This is a genomic window from Pseudomonas sp. NFX224 (assembly GCF_048565165.1).
Taxonomy (GTDB): Bacteria; Pseudomonadota; Gammaproteobacteria; order Pseudomonadales; family Pseudomonadaceae; genus Aquipseudomonas.
In genome coordinates this window covers 752,660-771,977 of record NZ_CP183416.1, presented here as the reverse complement: position 1 = coordinate 771,977, position 19,318 = coordinate 752,660, and the positions used below count along the sequence as shown (strand labels likewise).

Sequence of the window (19,318 nt, the reverse complement as noted above, 5' to 3'; positions counted from 1 at the left end):
AGCCTGCTCGCGATGGCGGTGTGACAAGCAAAATTGATATCGACTGACACGGCCTCATCGCGAGCAGGCTCGCTCCCCACAGGCGATGAGTGTTCTGGTTGGGTATCAGGGCTTGCCGGGAATCCCATATTTGCGCAACCGAATCGCAATGGCGCTGTGCGAAGTCTGTAACCGCGCCGCCAGCAATCGGCTGGACGGATAGCTGCGGTACAGCTGTTCCAGCAGGTTTTTTTCGAAGTCACCCACGGCGTCTTCCAGGCTGCCGACCTCGCCGTCGTTCTTGCGCTCCACCGCTGTGCGCGCGATGTCCAGGTCGTCGATGTCCACCAGCGGGTTTTCGCAGATCGCCGCCGCACGGAAAATCACGTTTTGCAGTTGCCGCACATTGCCCGGCCAGCGATTGCCGAGCAGGGCGGGGAAGGTGCTTGGCGCCAGGCGGCAGACCGGGCGCTGGATCTGCGCGCAGGCCTGCTGCATGAAGTGATTGGCCATCAACAGGATGTCGTGGCCGCGCTCGCGCAGCGGCGGCACTTGCAGGTTGAGCACGTTGAGGCGGTAGAACAGGTCTTCACGGAAATGCCCTTCGCTGACCATTTTTTCCAGGTCGCGGTGGGTGGCGCTGAGGATGCGTACGTTGACCTTGACCTCACGGTCACCGCCGACGCGACGGAAGCAACCATCGCTCAGAAAACGCAGCAACTTGGCTTGCAGATAGGGTGACATTTCCCCCACTTCGTCGAGGAACACCGTGCCCTGATCAGCCAGTTCCAGCAGCCCGAGTTTGCCGCCGCGTTGCGCGCCGGTGAAGGCGCCGGGGGCGTAGCCGAACAGCTCGCTCTCGGCCAGGCTCTCCGGCAGTGCTGCGCAGTTCAATGCGAGAAACGGCGCGTCACGCCGTCCGCTGATGGCATGGCAGGCGCGGGCCACCAGTTCCTTGCCGGTGCCGGTTTCACCCTGGATCAGCAATGGCGCATCGAGCGCGGCCACGCGCTGGGCGCGGGCCTTGAGTGCGCGGATCGGCGGCGACTCGCCGAGCAGTGCGTCGAACCCTTCGGCGTGATCGTGATGCAGCGCCGAAAGGCGTTCGCCGATGCGGTTCGGTTGATAGAGGGTCAGCAGGGCGCCGGCATCGGTGACCGGCATGGCGTCGAGCAGCAAGGTCTGGCCGCCGAGGCTGATCTCGTGCATCGGCAGGCGAAAATGGTGAGCGATCAGGCTGCGTTGCAAGTCAGGATCATCGAACAAAGCGCTCAGCGATTCACCGGCCGGTTCACGACCGCACAGGGCGATCAGCGCCGGGTTGGCCAGCAGCACGTGACCGCGATCATCCACCGCCAGCACCGGGTCAGTACTGGCCGCCAGCAACGCGTCGAGCTGCAAGTGCCGACGCTGGCCCGGAAGGATGTCGACCACCGTCACCGCTTGCACGCCTTGCACCCCGAGAAAGGCTTCGCGCAGTTCTTCCATCACGTCGGCGTCGAGGGTCGGCGCATCGATGTAGACGTTCGGCGGCACCATCTCCACCGCGTCCAGATTGAAACTGCGCCCGCCCAGCAGGGCCAGGACTTCCTGGGTAATGCCGACGCGGTCGATGAAGGTGACGTGGATGCGCATGACAGACCTGCAAGGTGGGCGAACTAAAATCAGTATGCAGGGCGAAATTTGAATTTGGCGAGTGTCACGTTATCCGTTGGCGGTTTTACGTGCGCTGGCGGCCAGGTCTTCAAGGAACGCCTGAAGGATCGGCGGCGGTGCCACGCCGCGCCGGGTGATCACGTCGAACGGCGACTTCAGGCGCAGGCTGTCCGGCGCGAGTTGGTGCATCTCGCCGCTCTTGACCCATTGCGCAGCGAAGTGCTCCGGCAGAAAACCCAGGTAGGCGCCGGAGATGATCAGGATTGCGGTGGCTTCGATGTTGTCCACGGTGGCCGCTGCCTTGCTCACGCCCAAGTGTTCGAGGTCGTACTGCTGCATGTAGCCGCGCACCACGATACGGCTGGCCGCGACTGCTTCGAGCAGTTCCTGGCCTTCGGCCTGGCTGCCATACATCGGGTGACGCCGCCCGCAATACAAGCCCAAGGCTTCCTGATACAGCGGCGATTGCAGCAGCCCCGGCAGGTGGATCGGAAAGTGTCCGATGGCCAGGTGCAGGCGGCCGTCGAGCACGCGTTCTTCGAGTTCCGCCGGGGTGCCGACGTACACGTTCAGGTGCACATCGTGGCCCCGGGAAACGAAGCGCTGCGTGGTGCGCGGGATCGGCGAATCCGGGTCGGTGATCGTGGTGTCGATAATCCCCAGATTGAGCTTGCCGCTGATGTGCTGCTTGAGCACGTCGGCGTCCATGCAGAAATTTTCCACCGCCGAGAGCAGGCGCTGCGTGGCTTCATGAATCGCCACGCCTTGCTCGGTCAACCGGAAGCCGCTGCGCCCGCGCTGGCACAGCTTGACCCCAAGCCGGGTTTCCAGATGGGTCATCTGTTCGCTGATGGTCGACTGCCCGGCGTTCAACGCGGCTTGCGCGGCGGAAAAACCGCCGCAGCGGACAATCGTGGCAAACACCCTGAGCAACTTCAGATCGACATCGTGCAGTTGAATCACCTGGAACCTCCCGCCTGTGGATGCATCGGTAATGCCGATATGAGTATCTGATGTTTAGCATTTTTTCCACGAAAAGCTGCGCCCATAGTCTTTCCAACGGCGGTCGCCTTGCAGCCCGCCAGGCCGATAACAAGTAGTGGAGAGGCTAGAAATGTCGAACAACGGTTATGAATCCGGTCGCCTGAACCTGCCATTCGTAGGTCATTGCACCTTTGGCAAATCCCCGGTGTGCACCGATTGGGATGCACTGGATGCCGACGTCGCGGTGCTCGGCGTGCCCAACGACATGGGCACCCAGTGGCGTTCCGGCGCACGCTTCGGACCCCGCGGGATTCGCGAAGCATCGACGCTGTTTTCCTTCGGCCACGCTGGCGCCTACGACCACGAAGACGACGTGATGTACCTCACCGCATCGGACGTGCGCATGGTCGACGTCGGTGATGCCGACATCGTTCACACCGATATGGCTACCAGCAACAAGAACACCGAATACGCCGTGCGCAAGATCCTCGATGCCGGCGTGATGCCGGTGGTGCTCGGCGGCGATCACTCGGTGCACGCGCCGGTGATCAAGGCCTTTGAAGGCCGCGGCCCGATCCACATCATTCACTTCGACGCACACCTGGATTTCGTCGATGAACGCCACGGCGTGCGCTACGGCCACGGCAACCCGCTGCGCCGCGCTTCGGAAATGAACCACATCGTCGGCATGACTCAGATGGGCATCCGCAACGTCTCGTCGTCCAACCGTGACGACTACGAAGCGGCCTATGAAGCGGGGTCGAAAATCCTCTCGGTGCGCGATGTGCGTCGCCTCGGCGTCGAGGGTGTGCTGGCGCTGATCCCGCAGAACATCAACTACTACATCACCATCGACATCGACGGCTTCGACCCGTCCATCGCCCCCGGCACCGGTACCCCGAGCCACGGCGGCTTCCTCTACTACGAAGTGCTGGAAATCATCCAGGCCCTGGCCAAGCGCAGCAAAGGCAACATCGTCGGCATGGACCTGGTGGAAGTGGCGCCGGTCTACGACCCGACCGGCATGACCTCGATCCTCGCCGCGCAACTGCTGCTCAACAGCATCGGTTTCATCTTCCACGAGCGGGGCAAGGTGCGGGCGGCCGCCGAGAGTGAAGCGTCGCTGGCTTAAGAGCCGAGCCTGAACATCGAAACCAGTGACCCGGCGGGACCTGACTGCCGGGCAGAGAGAACAAAAATGGACACGATCGTCAAAAGTTACCTGCAGAAGTTCGGCGTCAGCGAAGCCACCCAGACCTTCCTCAGCAAGGTCCAGAAAATGTTCATCGGCGGCGCCTGGATCGAATCCAGCAACGGTGAAACCTCCGATGTGATCGAACCGTCGACCGAAGGCCTGATCACCCGCATTCCCATGGGCACTACTGCTGACCTGGACCGCGCCGTGCAAGCCGCCCGCGCGCAGTTCGAGGGTGGCGCCTGGCGTCAGGCCAAACCGGCCGAACGCGAGCGCATGATGCAGCGCCTGGCCGACCTGATCGAACAAAACGCCGCTGAACTGGCAGAGATCGAATCGATCGACATGGGCAAATCCGTGGCCTTCGCCAAGGACGTCGATATCCAGGGCACCGTCGATACCTTGCGTTACTTCGCCGGCTGGGCCACCAAGCTCCACGGGCGCACCGTCGAACCTTCGCTGCCGGGCAATTACCTGGCCTATACCCGCAAAGAAGCGGTCGGTGTGGTCGGCGCCATCGTGCCGTGGAATTTCCCGCTGCAAACCATGGCGTGGAAGCTCGGCGCGGCGCTGGCGACCGGGTGCACCGTGATTGTGAAACCCGCTGAACTGACCTCGTTGTCGGCACTGCGCTTCGCGGAACTGGTGCAGGAAGCGGGCATCCCTGACGGCGTGATCAACATCGTCACCGGGCGCGGCAGCGTGGTCGGTGCGGCCATGGCCACCCATCCTGGCATTGATAAGCTGACCTTCACCGGTTCGACCCCGGTCGGCCAGACGGTCGGCCGCGCAGCCCTGGATGACATGAAGCGCCTGACCCTCGAACTCGGTGGTAAATCACCGGTCATCGTCTGTGCCGATGCGGACATCCCGGCCGCTGCACAAGCGGTCGCCAACGGCGTGTTTTTCAACTCCGGGCAGGTATGCGATGCCGGTACACGGGCCTATATTCATAGCAGTGTTTATGACGAATTCCTGCGTGAGCTGATCGCCTACACGCGCACCTTGAAAATAGCCCCGGGCCTGGACCCGGATTGCTTCATCGGCCCATTGGTTTCGGCCCTGCAAAAGCAGCGCGTGACCGAGTACATCGAAACCGGCAAGGCCGAAGGCGCCGAACTGGTTTACGGCGGCCAACCGGTGGATGGCCCCGGCTTCTTCGTCGAACCGACCATCTTCGCCCACTGCCGCAACGACATGCGCATCGTCCAGGAAGAGATCTTCGGCCCGGTGCTGGTCACCGCACCGTTCGACGACGAAGAAGAGGCGCTGGCCCTGGCCAATGACTCGCCTTATGGCCTGGCTGCCGCGCTGTACTCCAATGACCTGGGCAAGGTGCACAGCCTGATTCCACGCCTGAAAGCGGGCTCGGTCTACGTCAACGCCCACGGCACCCTCGACCCGTCGATGCCATTCGGTGGCTACAAGCAGTCCGGATTCGGCAAAGACCTGGGCGCCGAGCAGCTCGATTACCTGCTCGAAACCAAGGCGGTGTGGATCACGCTGCCAGGCTGACACGCCCTCACAATCAAAAGGCATCTCCAACAACGCCAGGTAGGCATGGGCAACACTGAACTTGTGGCGAGGGAGCTTGCCCCCGCTGGGGCGCGAAGCGGCCCTGAAAATGGGCCTGCTGCGCAGTCCAACGGGAGCAAGCTCCCTCGCCACAGGGGAGTCGTTCACCCGAATGAATGCGGTTATCTCGTCATGATCTTCCAACAATAAGAGTCCATCATGAACACTAACGCCAAGTCAGCCACGAGCGTGTCCGCCCTCGACGACAAGTCCGTCGTCGAGGGGCATTCCATTGACTTCATCCCCGAGAACGAGCGCACCGACAAGCTGTCGAGCCAGGGCCCGTTCTGGTTCCTCGGCAACTTCACCTTCTTCACCATGACCATCGGCTTCGTCGGCCCGAGCGTCGGCCTCACCGCGCTGTGGACCACGCTGGCCGGCACGCTGGGCATCATGTTCGGCACGCTGTTCATGGCCTTCCATGGTTCGCAGGGTCCGCACCTTGGCTTGCCGCAAATGATCCAGTCGCGGGCGCAGTTCGGTTATCGCGGGGTGATTCTGGTGCTGCTGGCGACGCTGTTCGTGTTCGCCGGCTTCAACATCGTCAATCTGGTGTTGATGATGCAAGGGCTGCACACGTTGTTCGGTTTCAACCCCGCGGTGATCGCGGTGGCGGTGACCATTCCGGCGGCGGTGCTGGCGATCCTTGGTCATGACTGGATGCACCGCAGCTTCAAATGGGCGTTGTACCTGTCGCTGCCGCTGTACGGTCTGGTGACCCTGGCGGTGTTGATGGGCTGGGTGCCGGACGCCGTACTGCCGGCGCTTGCCGAAGGCGAAGTGGCCCGCGAGCCGCTGGGCTTCAACTGGACCGGATTCATCGCGCAGTTCGCGGCCGCCGCCAGTTACAACATCGCTTACGCGCCGTATGTCTCGGACTACTCGCGCTATCTGCCGAAGAACACCTCCAGCGGAAAATTGATTGCGGTGGTGTTCCTCGGTGCGTCGTTGTCCGGCGCGTGGATGATTTCCGTCGGTGGCTGGCTGGCCGATCACCTGCACTCGACTGACGTGCTGGTGGCACTCGGGCAAGTCGGCAACACCGTGTCGCCACTGATGGGCACGGCGGTGGTGGTCATCACCATTCTGGCGTTCCTGCCGGTGATTGCGATGAACATCTACAGCGCCAAGCTGACCACGCTGACCTGTGTCGACTCGATCAAACACATCGAACCCACGCGCAAGGCACGCATCCTCGCCATTGCGTTCGTGATCCTGCTGCAACTGGGCGTGGCCCTGAGCATCCAGAGTTCGGGCAAAGGTCTTTCAGTGCTGGGGATCTACCTGGTGGTGATGCTGTACTTCCTGGTGCCTTGGACTTCGGTCAACCTCACCGACTACTTCTTCGTGCGCAAGGGCCGCTACGCCATCCCGCACTTCTTCATGCCCCACGGCAACATCTACGGCAGTTGGGGCCTGCGCGGCATCGCCGCCTACGCCATCGGCTTCATTTCGATGATCCCGTTCTTCTACATCTACGACGGTGTCGAGCAGCGCGAGGTGTACGTCGGTCCGCTGGCCAAGGCGCTGGGCAGCATCGACATCGCCTGGCTGGTCGGGTTGATCGTCTCGGGGCTGGCGTACTACTGGCTGAGCCGCTCGATCGACCTGAAGCGCGAAGAATCCGTGATCCAGCACATCGAGAAAACCTCCCCGCAATACACCACTGGCGACACGCTGACCCACAAACAGCAACCACAGCCGGTATTCACTGAATCGACGGTCGGGAGATAGCCATGACCACGCAAAGAATGACCACGCAAAAATACGATTACATCATCATTGGCGCAGGCTCGGCGGGTTGTGTGTTGGCCAACCGCCTGAGCGAAGATCCTGCCACCTCGGTGCTGGTGCTGGAATTCGGCGGCAGCGACAAGAGCGTAGTGATCCAGATGCCCAGTGCGTTCTCGATCCCGATGAACACCAAGAAGTACAACTGGCGCTACGAAACCGAGCCGGAAACCTATCTCAACGGCCGGCGCATTCACTGTCCTCGGGGCAAGGTGCTGGGCGGTTCGTCGTCGATCAATGGTTTGGTGTACATACGTGGTCACGCGCTGGATTTCGACGAATGGGAATCCCTTGGCGCCCAGGGCTGGGGCTACAAGAATTGCCTGCCGTATTTCAAGCGTGCCGAGCGCTATGAGTCGGGTGGCGACAGCTATCGCGGGCAAACCGGGCCGCTGCACACCACCAACGGCAACCACATGAAAAACCCGCTGTACGGGGCTTGGGTCGAGGCCGGCGCCGAGGCGGGCTATATCAAGACCGAAGATTGCAACGGCTACATGCAGGAAGGTTTCGGCGCGATGCACATGACGGTGAAAAACGGCGTGCGTTGCTCCACCGCCAATGCGTATCTGCGCCCGGCGATGGGCCGCCCGAACCTGACGGTGATCACCCACGCCATGACCCGGCAGATCATCCTCGAAGGCAAGCGTGCGGTGGGGGTCATGTATGACCACGATGGCCAGAATCACCAGGTGTATTGCAACCGTGAAGTGCTGATTTCGTCCGGGCCGATCGGTTCGCCGCACCTGTTGCAACGCTCCGGCATCGGCCCGGCCGAAGTCCTGCGCAAAGCCGGGATCGGCGTGCGCCATGACCTGCCGGGAGTAGGGGAGAACCTGCAGGATCACGCCGAGGTGTACATCCAGTTCGGCTGCAAGGAACCGGTGACGCTCAACAGCAAAATGGACCCGCTGAGCAAGCTGATGATCGGTCTGCGCTGGCTGCTGTTCAAGGATGGCCTGGGCGCCACCAACCACTTCGAGGCCGGTGGTTTCATCCGCTCCGAGAAGGGCCTGCGCTGGCCGGACATCCAGTTCCACTTTCTGCCGGCGGCGATGCGCTACGACGGCAACAAGCCGATCAAGGGCCACGGTTTCATGGTACTTACAGGTCCCAACAAACCAAAAAGCCGTGGTTATGTGCGGGCGCGTTCGGCTGATCCGTATGAACATCCGGAAATCCGCTTCAACTATCTGCAACGCGAAGAGGACCGCGAAGGCTTCCGCCGCTGCATCCGCTTGACCCGCGAGATCATCGGCCAGAAGGCCATGGACCGCTTCCGTGACGGCGAAATCGCCCCTGGCGCGCTGGTGACCAGCGATGAAGACCTCGATGCGTTCGTGCGTGAAAACCTCGAGAGCACTTACCACCCTTGTGGCTCGTGCCGCATGGGCGAGGACGACATGGCGGTGGTGGACTCCGAGTTGCGGGTGCATGGCATCGCCGGGTTGCGGGTGATCGATTCGTCAGTGTTCCCGACTGAACCGAACGGTAACCTCAATGCGCCGACCATCATGCTCGCCGAACGCGCAGCGGACCTGGTGCGTGGCGTGAAGATGCTGCCGGCATCGGATGTGCCGGTGGGGTTGGTGGAGAACTGGGAGAACAGTCAGCGCACTGAATTGCCGGGGCGTAACGTGCGGGTCTGATGGCAAAAAAGCTCGCTGCCGCAGGCTGCGAGCTTTTGATCTAGGCTGTAAAGCCATGAGACCGCAATGGAGCACCCTCATGGCTATTCAGGCCTTGCGCGCAGACGCATCCCACATCGACAAAATTGCCCCGTTGTTCGACGCCTACCGGGGCTTTTACCTTCAGCCTTCGAATCTGCCGCAATCGCGCGCGTTCATCGCCGAACGCATCGCCCGCGACGAATCGGTGATTTTCTATGCCGAGGACGCCGACGGTGAAACTTTGGGTTTCGTGCAGATGTTCCCGACTTTTTCCTCCATCGATGCGCACCGCACCTGGTTGCTCGGCGATCTGTTCACCACGCCCGCCGCCCGCGGCAAAGGCGTCGGCACGCTGCTGATGAACACCGCCCGCGACTTTGCACGATTGGCCGGCGCCAAGGGCATGACCCTGGAAACCGCCACCGACAACGTCAGCGCCCAGCGCTTGTATGAGTCGCTGGGTTACGTGCGCGACCCGGGTTACTCCACCTATTGCCTGGATCTGAAACAGCGCTGAATGGCGGTCAGGACAAGAGGGGTCTAGGCTGAAAATTCAGTCCAGGAACGTGCGCAGGCCAGGAGCGGTATCCATGAAAGTCCATATGAGCATTGTCGGCCTGTTATTCACCCTGGCCGTGATTCCCGTCGCTCGCGCCGAGGACCCGCCAGCCGCTGACAACACGCCTTTGATTAACCCGCAGGTGGTCGACAAGGTGATTGACATGGGCAATCACCTGCGCAGCCTGGAGAAGTTTCAGGTAGACGCCGAAGTCTCCCGGGATTCGGTGCTAGAGTCCGGGCAGAAGATCAAGACCGAGTCGAGCAACGTGCTGAAAGTGGTCGGTCATGATCGGCTGTATGCCAAGACAGAGGGCGATGTCAGGACCCGGGAGTTCTTCTACAACGGCAAGAAACTGACTCAGTATTCGCCGTTCCTCAAGTACTACACGACGGTCGATGCACCGCCGAAAGTGTCTGAAACCTTGCACCGGATCGAGGACTATTACGGCGTGCAGGTGCCCTTGGAAGACCTGTTCCTGTTCGGTAGCGATCAGGCGCAGATCGATGCCTTGAAGGAGGCGCTGTACGTCGGCCCATCGACAATCAACGGCAAGCTCTGCGATCACCTGGCGTTCCGGCAGCAGGGGATCGACTGGCAGTTGTGGATCACCCGCGCCGAAAAACCGTTGCCGTGCAAACTGGTGATCACCACCACCGATGAGGCGAGTTTTCCGGAATACACCGCGGTCTATCGCTGGAACCTCAAGCCGGACATCAAGGATTCGATCTTTACCTTCAAACCGGGCAAGGGCGATGTGTCCATTCCTTTGAAGAAAGCCAGTGACAAGGGAGGGGAATGACATGAACAGCGCAATGTCATGCAGCTTGTTGTTATCCCTGGTAACCGCCTCGGCGCTGACGATCGGCCTGATCGCCGAAGCCGATGCCCGGCCGCAACGTGCCCAAGGGCACGCCCGGGCCTCAGTGAACCGGCCACCACCACCCAGTGCGCCACGGGCGCAACGCATCAACACCGGCAACACGCAACGGGCCACTCGGGTCAACGCTAACAACCGGGTGAACGCTGGCAACCGGGTCAATGCCGGTAACAACGTGGGCAACCGCACCCACATCAACAACAGCAACCGTAACGTCAATCGCAACGTCAACATCGACAACCACCGCGACGTCGACATCGATGTCGACGGGCACGGTCGGTATGGCTACGACGATCACTACCATCCGATTGCCACCGCAGCGGCGGTGACGGCCACGGTTGCCGTGACCGCCGCGGTCGTCGGCTCGATCATGACGCCGGCGCAAATGCCCACCAACTGTGTGCAGGTCATGCAATACAACACGGCCTACATGCAGTGCGGCTCGACCTGGTATCAACCGCAGTATCAGGGCAGCGATGTGACTTATGTCGTGGTCAACGCGCCTTGAGGTCGATCAAGCCTGTTGCGCTTTTGGCTCACCGAACACCGGGCGGAAGAAACTGCGCTCATAGCTGAGGATGCAGCGGGTTTCTTCGGCGTATTTGAACGCGGCGATGCACTCCGGGTCGTTCATTGACGCTTGCCGGTAATGTTCATAGGTCGCCAGGCTGGGGAAAGTGAACATTGCCAGCGCGATGTTGTTGGCGCCTTCGGACGGCAGGAAATAGCCGTGATGCTGGCCGCCGAATTTCTCCACCAGCGGGATCCACAACTTGCCGTAGTGCTCGAACGCGTCGAGCTTGTACGGATCGAGCACATATTTCAGGTAGCACGTGACCATCGGTTTTTCTCTCTGACAGGGTTAAAGGTTTTCAGCGGCCCGGATCACCCGCGCCGTGACCGGCGGTCGATCCTGATCGCTGGCATCGCGCTTGAGCCATTCGGCCGGTGGCAGGCCGACCACGTTGAGGAAGGTTCGGGAGAATGAGGCTTGCGAACTGTAGCCGACTGTCGCCGCGATCACTTTGATCTGCACCCCTTCGCGCAACAGGTCCTGGGCCAGTTTCATGCGCCACGCCGTGACGTAGCCCATGGGTGAAATGTCCATGATCCGGGTGAAGCACGCCGAGAATTTCGAGCGCGACATGTTCGCAAGCCGGGCCAGTTTCTCGACGGTCCAGAGCGCCTCGGGCTCCTGGTGAATATGGTTGAACACCGCCCCGAGGCGTCCGTCCTGGAGGGCATAGAGCAGGCCACTGGAAATCTTTCCTTCTACCACCGAACGCCGCACCAGCAGCACGAAAATGTATTCGAGCAGCAGGTTCAAAGCCTTGGTCCGGCCAGGGGCCTGATCCTGGAATTCACCGATCAGGCTGCCAATCAACGGCGCGAGGTTTTCCAGTTCCTGGAATGGAAAGACCAGGGTTTCCTTGAGCCCGAGCGGGAAGGGTTGCAACGAGTTGCGGCCGAACTGGAACGAAGCGCAGATCAGTTCGGCGCCGTCGGCCGTGCTGGACCGCAACTGGTAACGGCAACTGCTGGGGCAGAACAGCACGCTCGGTTCGTTGATCGAAATCTTCGGCAGTCCCGGCTGAACCATGTCGATGCCACCACGACTGATCACATGGATAAACGCCATGCCCGGCGGCTTGTCGAGGACCAGCGTGCCGTCCACCGGACCGGAAAAAAACAGTCGGCCCTGCAAGTGCGTGCGTTCGAAGAATTCGGAAAGAATGTCCATTTAAAGACGCCCGGGTAAAGACGCTGTACGTCCTGGCAAAAGGGGAGCAGGGCGCGACCGTAGGATGAAGTTCTCGCCGATGGTAACCAACACCCCTCCCAGGTGCCACGACGCAGAGTGATTTTCTTGTCCACGACCGGAGTCCACCCTCATGAGTAACGATCCGATTCGCACCGCCCCCCAGTACGCTGACCCGGCAGAGCCTGCGCTGCCGGATCCGGGCATGAAGCTTGATCTGTCCCGCGCCGCGCTGGTGGTCATCGACCCGCAGATCGACTTCCTCAGCCCCGAGGGTGTGAGCTGGAGCGTCTTCGGCAAGAGCGTCGTCGAACATGACGTGGTCAATCACCTCGGCCAGTTGTTTGCCGCCGCCAAAGACGCGGGCATCACCGTCGCGGTTTCCCCGCATTACTACTATCCGTGCGATCACAAATGGCAGTTCGGCGGGCCGCTGGAAAAGGTCATGCACAGCATCTGCATGTTCGATCGCAAGGGCCCGCTGACCCTCGACGGTTTTGAAAACTCCGGCGCCGATTTCATGCCCGAGTTCAAGCCGTACATCCTCGACGGCAAAACCATCATCGCGTCGCCGCACAAGGTCTACGGCCCGGAAACCAACGATCTGGCACTGCAACTGCGCAAGCATGGCGTGTCGCAGATCATTCTGGCGGGCATGGCGGCCAACCTCTGTGTCGAGTCGCACTTGCGTGAATTGCTGGAGCAGGGCTTTGAAGTCGCCGTGGTGCGTGACGCCACCGCCGGCCCGACCACCCCTGAAGGCGATGGCTACCTGGCGGCGTTGATCAACTACCGCTACATCGCCAACGGCCTGTGGACCACGGCGCAAACTCTGGACTATCTCAAGGCCTGACCCACAACCTGGCGGTGTACCCCAACACGGGACACCGCCATGCCTGCGCGAGATCCGCAACATGCCCAGACTTCCTCCGCGTTACCGTCAGCACGCCACTGGCGTGATCCAGTCGGCCATCACGTGCGCCAGGTGATCCGGTGAAATTTGCCGAGGCGATGTTCGCCCTGGTCAGTGCGCCGAAACCACCACAGCGACTGGCGCTGGGCAGCGATACCATCGCGCGCATCGAAGCGAAAAACCGCTTCGTCGCCGAAGAGCTGGCCGAGTGGAATGAACTGGCGCTGTCTAATGACTTCATCTAGGTGTCAGGCATTCATACTTCGGTATGGTCGACATTGCGCATTTCAAAGGCTTTGGTTTGGGGGCGGGTTGTGATCGAATACCCGCCATTTTTTGCTGTAGGCAATGCCTGATCTGGAGCCATGGGAATGAACAAAACGGTCGTGATGACGCTCGTACTGAGCCTCGTTGCAGGCATGTTCGGCACACACGCTTTCGCCGCTGGCGATGCCGAGGCGGGCGGGAAACTGTTCAAGCGGGTCTGCGGAGGTTGCCATCAGGTCGGGGAAGGGGCGCGGCCGTTTTTTGGTCCGCAGCTCAACAATGTGATCGGGCGTGTCGCCGGGAGTACCACGGATTATCAGTACTCCGATGCGATGAAGTCATCGGGGGTCGTCTGGACCCGGGAAAAGCTTGCCGCGTATATCGAGGATCCGAAGGCCGTGGTGTCGGGGACGCGGATGATTTTCTGGGGGATCAGCGATCAGGAAAAGATCGATGATTTGCTGGCGTATTTGCAGACCTTTCAGTCGCCTTGAGATCAAAGGATCGCAGCCTGCCGCAGGCTGCGATCTTTTGCTTTTTAACGACGCAATTTCGCGCAGTGATCCTGTTCCGGTTGTGCGGCGGTGTACCACACGTAATCCGCGCTGTCGGCGGTCACGGTCTTGCCCGTTTCGGCCAGCACCAGCACCGCGTTACCCTCGCCAGCACCGAGGTCTTTCAGGTGCAGCGGCACGCCCAGATCCTTGCGCACATGGAACGCCCCGGCCAGTAGTACGGCCGGTGTCGGTGCTGCCATCAAGCGCTCGGCCATGCGCCGGTCGCGCTGTTGCTGCACGGCGAGCATCGCTGGCATCTGCGAGTCAGGCAGTAGGCCGCAATGGGATTCGCGGATGTCTTCCAGCAAAGTCGCTTGCACCTGTTGCGTGGTGGAGGCTTCGCCGGTGAGCGTCGGACGCTGTTTGTAAATCTGCATGATCTGCGACCGATCGAGGTTGGCCGACAGCAGCGGGTAGGGTTGGCGCAGGGCGTAGGTGACAATCGCACCGTAGACGCCCCAATCCCAATTGGCCTGCCAGGACAGCGCCTGATAAGGATCGGCCGGCGGTTGACCGGCACGGGTGGCGGCCTGCGCCGCGTCAACTTTCGCCTGTTGGTCGGGGTTGAGCATTTCCATCAGCAGGCTGCCTTGTGGACGTTGTGCTGCCAGTTGGCGCAGCAGCCACAGTTGCAAGGCATGGTGATCAGGATTGTCGTGTTGTTCGCCAACCAGTACCCGTGGCGCGACAGCCAGGCGCTCGACCAGCTCTTGCGGGGTGAGGGTGCGGCCGGTGGCGAGCTCGCGGATCATCCCGAGATCCGCGTGATCGCGACCTTGCGGAGCAATCGGCGCCGGTGGCGGTGCGACGTAATGGGATTGGCAGGCCGCCAACAGGCTGACCAGGCATAACAGCAGAAGGCGCATCGGTTTTCCTTATTAGAAATTGCCCCCTCGTTCGCAACGGCGGGAGGGGGGAGTATCAGCGCGCGATAATCAATGGGTGGCCACGTTCCGGATGTTGGTGAATCAACACTTGCAGCCCATACACCGCTTCCAGTGCTTCAGCGGTCAGGACTTCATCTGGTGGGCCGTAGGCGTGGGGGCGACCGTCCTGCAACAGCAGCAACTGATCGCAATAACGCGCCGCCAGGTTGAGGTCGTGCAGGATCACCAGCACCGCCGCACCGCGCCCGGCGAAGTCGCGCACCGCTTGCAGAATGGTGTGCTGGTGCAGCGGATCGAGCATCGACGTCGGCTCGTCGAGCAGCAGGATCTGCCCCTCGGCGCCCGGCCACAGTTGCGCAAGGACCCGTGCAAGGTGCACGCGCTGGCGCTCGCCACCGGACAAGGCCAGATAACTGCGTCCGGCCAGGTGCAAGGCGTCGGCGGCACTCAGCGCTTCGGCGACGATTTCGGCATCGCGCACGCGGCCGCTGGCATGGGGCAAACGGCCCATGCCCACCACTTCATTGACCGAGAAGGCGAAGTTCAAGCTCGAACTCTGTGGCAGAACCGCCAGGCGTTTGGCCCGCTCCTGGCCGGGCCAGTCCGCGAGCTTGCGCTCGTCGAGGCTGACCGTGCCTTCGCTGATCGGCAGCTCATCGCACAGGGCGGCGAGCAGCGTGCTTTTACCGGCGCCGTTAGGCCCCAGCACGCCAAGGACTTCACCCGGACGCAACTCGATATCGATGTCGGCCAGCACGGTGCGACTGCCGCGCCGCACCAGCAAGTTGTTTGCCCGCAGCATCAGGAACGCCCTCGCACCAGCAGATAAAGGAAGAAGGGTGCACCGATGAGTGCGGTGACGATGCCGATCGGCAACTCGGCCGGCGCCAGCAACAGGCGGGCAATCAGATCGGCCAGCAGCAACAGGCTGGCCCCGGCGAGCAACGACGCCGGCAACAGCACCCGATGATCCGGACCGACCAGCAGGCGCATCAGGTGCGGCACCACCAGACCGATGAAGCCGATCAGGCCCGCCGCCGCTACGGCGGCACCAACGCCCAGCGCCGTGCACAACACCAGTTCGAGTTTGATCCGCTCGACGTTAAAACCCAGGTGACGCGCTTCCGATTCGCCCAACAGCATCGCATTCAACGCCGCCGCGCGACGCGGCAACCACAACGCCACGCCCACCGCCACAATCAGCAATGGCCACAGGCGCGGGTAGCTGGCGCCGTTGAGGCTGCCCAGGTTCCAGAACGTCAGGGTGCGCAACGTGGCGTCGTCAGCCAGGTAGGTGAACAAACCGACCCCGGCACCGGCCATGGCCGTCATTGCCACGCCGGCCAGCAACATGGTGGCGACGTTGGTCTGGCCGTTGCTACGACCGAAGCGATACACCACCGCCGTAACGATCAAGCCACCCGCGAAGGCGCACACCGACAGCAGATACGGCTCGATGGCCGGCGGCAAACCGCCCAGCATGCTGCCGCCGACGATGGCGAAAGCCGCGCCGAGTGCCGCGCCACCGGATACGCCGACCAGCCCCGGGTCTGCCAACGGGTTGCGAAACAACCCCTGCATCGCCACGCCCGAGAGAGCCAGTACCGAACCGACCGCGATGCCGAGCAAGCTGCGCGGCAAGCGGATCTGACCGAGGATCAGTTCCGCCTGTTGCGTGTCGCCACCGTCAACGGGCATCCCGAGCAAGCGCAACCCGGCCAGCAAGGTATCGCCCAGCGGCAGGCTGACCGGCCCGAGGGCCAGGGACAGCCAGAACACCAACACCAACAACAGACCCAGGGTAATCAGCATCGGCCGTGGCCGAACGATAGCCGTCATGGGTGGCTCTCGGCAGTCTGCAGCGGCGACGACGGATAGAACGCCTTCGCCAGCGTGCTCAAGGCATCCGGCACCCGTGGACCGAGACCGCCGACCAGCAACGTCGGGTCAATCACCAGCACCCGGCCATCGCGCCCGGCCTGAGTTTGCGTCAGGATCGGATTCTGCTCAAGCAGGGCCGCCCGTGCAGTATCGCCTTCGAGCTTACCGCCCGCGAAGATGATCACCTGAGGGTCCAGAGCCAGCATTGCTTCGTTGGAAACCGGTTTGTAGCCGTTATGTTCGGTGAGGTTTTTGCCACCGGCCTGATCGATCATCCAGGCAGCCAGCGTGTCTTTGCCGGCCGCTTGAAGATTGCCACCGGCGTGGCTGAGCAGCATCAACACCCGAGGGACAGGGTTTTGCTGCCGCGCCTGTTTGACCCACGCCGCCTGATTTTCCAGACGCTGCTGATAAGCGGCCATCAACGCCTGTGCTTCACTCGATTTGTTCAGCAGTTGTCCGAGTTCCGTCAGGTTGTGTTGCAGCGATGGCACATCGGGCTTGGCCGAGAGCAATTCGATGCGCACCCCGGCAGCCTTGAGTTGTGCCAACACTGGTGGCGGGCCCATCTCCGCGCTGCCCACCAGAATGTCCGGCTTCAGCGCCAGAATGCCTTCGGCCGCCAGCGCTCGCTGGTAGCCGATGCCCGGCAGGCTGTGCAGCGAGCGCGGGAACTGGCTGGTGCTATCGACACCCACCAGTTTGCTCTCGCCGCCGAGGGCAACCACCCATTCGCTGAACGCGCCACCGGCGCTGACCCAACGCTGGGGCAGGGCGTCGGCGACGGCGATCTGGCTCAGGAGTACGCCGGCGCAGGCCAGCAGTGTTTTGATACGCATCAGGACTTTTCCTTAGTCGATCAGGACGGTGGAAGTTTCGGCCAGGGCACGCCAGTCGTTACGCTCCGGGATGCCTGGCTTGCGCACGCCAAACAGCTGGATGACCAGTTCACCCTCGGCATCGAAACCTTCGTAGCTGGTGATGATGCCATCGACGCTCGGCTTGCGCACACGCCATAGTTCAGTCACGCCGGTAGTCTTGAGGTGCAGGTTGAAATGCGGATCGAGCACGTTGAACCAGGTGTCCATCCAGCGCAGGTTGCTGACAGGGCCAGAGTGGATCTGGATGCAGTGCTTGTTGCCGACGAACACCATGATTGGCACTTCACCTTTGCCGGCGTTTTCGATGACGTTGGTCAGTTCAACGGTGGCCAATGGTTCGGCCCATTCGTGACCGGCCAGGCGCAGGGCCTGGGTTCGTGCGACGTCGTTGCGCTTGAGCAGGGCGAAGAAGTCGTGAGTGTCCTTGAGTTGCGACCATTCGCTGCGCAGGGCGGCGACATCCACTTCGGCATCGGCACGCGGGGCCTTGGCGGCTGCCAACGGTTGCAGGTCCAGTTCGGCGCTCTGTTCTTCGGCGCGGAAACGCTCGATCAATGGTGCCCACGCCGCTTCTTCGCTGGTAGCGGTGAGGAACACCTTGTGCACCGCCACGCCTTGGCGGTCGAACACCTGAATGCTGCGCTGCGGGCCACGGGCGGTGGTTTCGTCGATGGCAAACGCGCTGGCCCAGCCGCTGAGGAACAGGCGCAGGTCGATGTCCGGCGACAACACCATGCCCATTTGACCGCTGCCCATCACCGTCACTTCGGCGTACAGACCTTTGCGCTCGTGCACGCAATGTTCATTGCGGGTCAGCGCCATGATGTAGCCCAGTTCGCCGAGGGCCGGCAGCAGCGCCGCCCACTCCGCGCGCAGGCGCACGGCGTCGGTGCCCAGGCGGCTGGCGGTCAGCTCGGCCTCGCTGACACCCAGTCTGGCGGCGGCATCGCGGGCGCGCAGGCCCGATTGCTCGGCACGCAGCTGTTGCCAGTTCTGGTACAGCACCGGGGCGCCGGACAGGGCAGTGGATTGAGCGGTCATGTGAACTCCTTCAGGGTCATCGGTTCGCCGTGAGGGCGAATTCTATTGGTATTTCCACGCGACTGGGCACGGCCCGGCCGTCGACAATTTCGGGGCGAAAACGCCATTGGGTGACGGCTTCGAGCGCGGCCTGATCGAGGCTCTCGACACCCGAGGAGCGAATCAACACGCACTTGAGCTGCTGGCCGCTTTCGTCCAGGTGCACCTCGACCCGCACGACGCCTTGCTGGTTGCGACGTCGGGCCGTATTCGGATAACGCGGCGCTGGCGGCGGGGTGACGAAGCTGGGGCGCAGGCTTACGACAGGGGTGAGCGGTGGTGCCGGATTAATCACGGCGGATGGCAAGGCGACGGATTTTGCCGGCGCTGGCGCCGCCGTCGATTGACTGGCGACTTGCGGCGTGGGAGCCGGCGCGCTCGCTGGCTTGACCGGACGGGGGGCGGCGCGGGGCGGTGACGGTGGTTTTGGCATTGCCGGCGACGCGGCATTGACGATGGCGGACGGTAGCGTGACCGGCGATGGCTTGCTCGGCGCGGGCTCGGCTTTTGCTGGCACGACTGGCTTGGGCGGCGATGGTGGAGTGACCGGATGGGGTACCGATTGAGGACGGGCACCCGGTGCTGGAATGGCCTGCGCCACCGGTTCAAGACTGACCAGTTGAATCGCCATCGGCGGCTGCCAGGCCAGCGGTTCAGGCTCAGCCCGAAGCTCGCGCAATAGCCAGCCCACGCTGACGTGCAGCGCGACGGACAGCAGCAGATATCCCCAAAAGTGCTTCATGCACGGTCGTTCTATTTTTATAAAGAATGCACATGATAATAATTTGCATTTACGTGTCAAGC

General features: G+C 62.1%; 19 protein-coding genes and 1 pseudogene. 10 read left to right on the top strand and 10 right to left on the bottom strand.

The features are described 5' to 3' along the window. Window positions 1-105: 105 nt before the first annotated feature. Together ACNYC6_RS03330 and ACNYC6_RS03325 are read right to left on the bottom strand one after the other, a co-directional pair. Window positions 106-1,614, bottom strand: coding sequence for a sigma-54-dependent transcriptional regulator (locus ACNYC6_RS03330; RefSeq protein WP_419711068.1), 1,509 nt, complete (start codon window positions 1,612-1,614; stop codon window positions 106-108). Between the two features lie 69 nt (window positions 1,615-1,683). After that, on the bottom strand, window positions 1,684-2,598 hold the full coding sequence (locus tag ACNYC6_RS03325) for a LysR family transcriptional regulator (protein ID WP_419711067.1): 915 nt from the start codon (window positions 2,596-2,598) through the stop codon (window positions 1,684-1,686). A 151-nt stretch (window positions 2,599-2,749) separates the two neighbouring features. Between ACNYC6_RS03325 and speB the strand changes: the two genes are divergently transcribed. From speB to ACNYC6_RS03290, 7 genes are all read left to right on the top strand, one after another. Further along, window positions 2,750-3,751: an agmatinase gene (gene speB, locus ACNYC6_RS03320; protein WP_419711066.1), complete on the top strand. Its 1,002-nt coding sequence runs from the start codon at window positions 2,750-2,752 to the stop codon at window positions 3,749-3,751. Window positions 3,752-3,817: 66 nt separating this feature from the next. Continuing rightward, window positions 3,818-5,329 (top strand): aldehyde dehydrogenase family protein, encoded by a 1,512-nt coding sequence (locus ACNYC6_RS03315; RefSeq protein WP_419711065.1) that lies wholly within the window; start codon window positions 3,818-3,820, stop codon window positions 5,327-5,329. Between the two features lie 219 nt (window positions 5,330-5,548). Further along, window positions 5,549-7,123, top strand: a complete 1,575-nt coding sequence (locus tag ACNYC6_RS03310; RefSeq protein WP_419711064.1) for a purine-cytosine permease family protein — start codon at window positions 5,549-5,551, stop codon at window positions 7,121-7,123. Between the two features lie 17 nt (window positions 7,124-7,140). Beyond that, complete coding sequence (gene betA, locus ACNYC6_RS03305) at window positions 7,141-8,829, top strand: choline dehydrogenase (RefSeq protein WP_419712905.1); 1,689 nt, start codon at window positions 7,141-7,143, stop codon at window positions 8,827-8,829. A 79-nt stretch (window positions 8,830-8,908) separates the two neighbouring features. Then, window positions 8,909-9,367 (top strand): GNAT family N-acetyltransferase, encoded by a 459-nt coding sequence (locus tag ACNYC6_RS03300; RefSeq protein WP_419711063.1) that lies wholly within the window; start codon window positions 8,909-8,911, stop codon window positions 9,365-9,367. Window positions 9,368-9,440: 73 nt separating this feature from the next. After that, complete coding sequence (locus tag ACNYC6_RS03295; RefSeq protein WP_419711062.1) at window positions 9,441-10,211, top strand: DUF2092 domain-containing protein; 771 nt, start codon at window positions 9,441-9,443, stop codon at window positions 10,209-10,211. Between the two features lies 1 nt (window position 10,212). Then, window positions 10,213-10,797 carry a hypothetical protein gene (locus ACNYC6_RS03290; protein WP_419711061.1) on the top strand — a complete coding sequence of 195 codons (585 nt, stop codon included), beginning with the start codon at window positions 10,213-10,215 and terminating at the stop codon, window positions 10,795-10,797. Between the two features lie 6 nt (window positions 10,798-10,803). On the opposite strand, the gene ACNYC6_RS03285 is transcribed toward ACNYC6_RS03290, so the two are convergent. Both ACNYC6_RS03285 and ACNYC6_RS03280 read right to left on the bottom strand, forming a co-directional pair. Further along, window positions 10,804-11,130, bottom strand: coding sequence for an NIPSNAP family protein (locus ACNYC6_RS03285; protein WP_419711060.1), 327 nt, complete (start codon window positions 11,128-11,130; stop codon window positions 10,804-10,806). Between the two features lie 21 nt (window positions 11,131-11,151). Then, a complete protein-coding gene (locus ACNYC6_RS03280; RefSeq protein ID WP_419711059.1) occupies window positions 11,152-12,030 on the bottom strand; it encodes an AraC family transcriptional regulator in 879 nt (292 codons plus the stop codon). 151 nt (window positions 12,031-12,181) lie between these two features. Between ACNYC6_RS03280 and ACNYC6_RS03275 the strand changes: the two genes are divergently transcribed. The 3 genes and pseudogenes from ACNYC6_RS03275 to ACNYC6_RS03265 all read left to right on the top strand — a co-directional run bounded on the left by ACNYC6_RS03275 (window position 12,182) and on the right by ACNYC6_RS03265 (window position 13,722). Further along, window positions 12,182-12,901: a cysteine hydrolase family protein gene (locus tag ACNYC6_RS03275; RefSeq protein WP_416128151.1), complete on the top strand. Its 720-nt coding sequence runs from the start codon at window positions 12,182-12,184 to the stop codon at window positions 12,899-12,901. 128 nt (window positions 12,902-13,029) lie between these two features. Next, window positions 13,030-13,206, top strand: a pseudogene (locus tag ACNYC6_RS03270) (short-chain dehydrogenase/reductase); the annotation flags it as partial. 126 nt (window positions 13,207-13,332) lie between these two features. Continuing rightward, the gene (locus tag ACNYC6_RS03265; protein WP_419711058.1) at window positions 13,333-13,722 is read left to right on the top strand and encodes a c-type cytochrome; all 390 of its coding nucleotides are present in this window, start codon (window positions 13,333-13,335) and stop codon (window positions 13,720-13,722) included. Between the two features lie 44 nt (window positions 13,723-13,766). Here the strand turns inward: ACNYC6_RS03265 and ACNYC6_RS03260 are convergent, their stop codons facing one another. The 6 genes from ACNYC6_RS03260 to ACNYC6_RS03235 are packed head-to-tail and all read right to left on the bottom strand — an operon-like array spanning window position 13,767 to window position 19,256. Continuing rightward, window positions 13,767-14,651 carry a ChaN family lipoprotein gene (locus tag ACNYC6_RS03260; protein WP_419711057.1) on the bottom strand — a complete coding sequence of 295 codons (885 nt, stop codon included), beginning with the start codon at window positions 14,649-14,651 and terminating at the stop codon, window positions 13,767-13,769. Window positions 14,652-14,706: 55 nt separating this feature from the next. Further along, entirely contained in the window at window positions 14,707-15,474 is a 768-nt protein-coding gene (locus ACNYC6_RS03255) for a heme ABC transporter ATP-binding protein (RefSeq protein ID WP_419711056.1), read from the bottom strand. Further along, window positions 15,474-16,457 (bottom strand): FecCD family ABC transporter permease, encoded by a 984-nt coding sequence (locus ACNYC6_RS03250; RefSeq protein ID WP_419712904.1) that lies wholly within the window; start codon window positions 16,455-16,457, stop codon window positions 15,474-15,476. Before ACNYC6_RS03250 ends, ACNYC6_RS03255 begins: the two co-directional genes overlap by 1 nt. Window positions 16,458-16,507: 50 nt before the next feature. Then, a complete protein-coding gene (locus ACNYC6_RS03245; protein WP_419711055.1) occupies window positions 16,508-17,392 on the bottom strand; it encodes a heme/hemin ABC transporter substrate-binding protein in 885 nt (294 codons plus the stop codon). Between the two features lie 12 nt (window positions 17,393-17,404). Then, window positions 17,405-18,475 (bottom strand): hemin-degrading factor, encoded by a 1,071-nt coding sequence (locus ACNYC6_RS03240; RefSeq protein ID WP_419711054.1) that lies wholly within the window; start codon window positions 18,473-18,475, stop codon window positions 17,405-17,407. Window positions 18,476-18,491: 16 nt separating this feature from the next. Further along, a complete protein-coding gene (locus ACNYC6_RS03235) occupies window positions 18,492-19,256 on the bottom strand; it encodes a TonB family protein (RefSeq protein WP_419711053.1) in 765 nt (254 codons plus the stop codon). Window positions 19,257-19,318 lie beyond the last annotated feature (62 nt).